This window comes from Duodenibacillus massiliensis, assembly GCF_900128485.1.
GTDB lineage: Bacteria > Pseudomonadota > Gammaproteobacteria > Burkholderiales > Burkholderiaceae_F > Duodenibacillus > Duodenibacillus massiliensis.
In genome coordinates, this window is the sequence record NZ_LT635851.1 from 1 (window position 1) to 1341 (window position 1341).

Here is a 1341-nt window from a genome sequence, read left to right on the forward strand (position 1 = left end):
TGCTGGAGGCTCGCAGACGCCATCCGGAGCGCTGGATCACCGGGAGAGTGCTGAACTGTACGCCGATCAAAGAGGTGTGGCTTAACCCCGAAAATGGGCAGTTGGAGGAAAAGCATGCCAAGGCAGCTTGAACAAACGCCCCGCAGCTGCTGCAACAAGGCGTTCGGCGGTTTTCCGCGGGCCTCAGGCTCGGACTCCTCCTGCCTGAGGAGGCTCATTCTACCGGCCTGCCGACCTCTCCGCGCGAACGGTGCTGCACAGTTGCATCAAAGGTTTTCTACGGGCCAAAAAACTCTGGGTGAATCCGCCGAAGGCGGAGAGGGCAAAGCCCTCACTGAGCTCAGACTACAACCTACTTTTTAAGAACAAAATCGGCGAAAGCTCACTTGACATTCACCGGCTGTACGCGGTGTTGAGTTTTCTCACAGTCGCCCACGGGTAAGCAACGACAACCCCTACAGCGAGTCACTGTTCAAGACTATGAAATACACGGGGCATATGGGCAAACGCAACTACCACAGCCTTGAAGAATGCCAGGGAGTTTTGGCGGATTTTGCACGGAAGTACAACGAACAATGGGTGCACAGCGGCATCAACAACGTAACGCCTTTGGCGCGCTTCAGTGGCGCGGATGCGGCTATCTGCAAAACACGCCGTCAAGTGATGGCAAAGGCTCGGCAACAACACCCGGAACGATGGATTTGTGGCCGGATGAGGAACTATGAGCCCGCAGGCAGTCAGTGGTTGAATCCTGATAGGCAGGTGTTGGCAACGGATTCAGCCACTTAGAGAAATGGCCCCGCGCAAGCGCACAGAGCCATTCCTATTCACGTTAGCGGTCATCGGGATCCCTCCCTGTACCGCACGGGCATAGTACACGAAACATAGGACAAGGAACCTCCTATTCATGTTAAAAAAATATCCTGGGGTAGCGAAGCGTAGGGGCAAAGCCCCTGCTGAGGTTCTTCAGGGATAAAAAGACTCCTAACCAATTTTTTTGAAGTATCTTGACAAATACCGTTCATGCTCGCACCATTGTCTGAGTGCACGACAAGCTGTCCGGGCTTGATTCCGTATCGCCTGAAGGCCTCCCCGAGAAAGCGCGCGGCGAAGTCGGCATTATCAGCCTCGAATACCCTGGCGCTCACAACCATGCGGCTGTAGACGTCGACAATGACATACGCGTAGTAGAACCTGCCCGTGTACTTGCTCGAGCGCAGATAGGTGATGTCCCAGGTCCACACCTCGTTTGGCTTCTGTGCGCTGTAGGCAGTCGGCTTGCTGCGCCGGCGGGCTTCCCGGGTAGGCGCACGGCGTGCGTTCAATCCCCGTGCCCTGAAG

1 protein-coding gene and 1 pseudogene are annotated in these 1341 nt (G+C 55.8%); one reads left to right on the forward strand and one right to left on the reverse strand.

Annotated elements, in window-relative coordinates; translation table 11 throughout:
* Positions 1-417: 417 nt before the first annotated feature.
* A pseudogene (locus BQ7486_RS00630) lies at positions 418-789 on the forward strand (integrase core domain-containing protein); the annotation flags it as partial.
* 116 nt (positions 790-905) lie between these two features.
* On the opposite strand, the gene BQ7486_RS00635 reads toward BQ7486_RS00630, so the two are convergent.
* Positions 906-1341, reverse strand: a 436-nt coding sequence (locus tag BQ7486_RS00635; RefSeq protein WP_204206968.1) for a DDE-type integrase/transposase/recombinase, incomplete at its 5' end; no start/stop codon positions are given.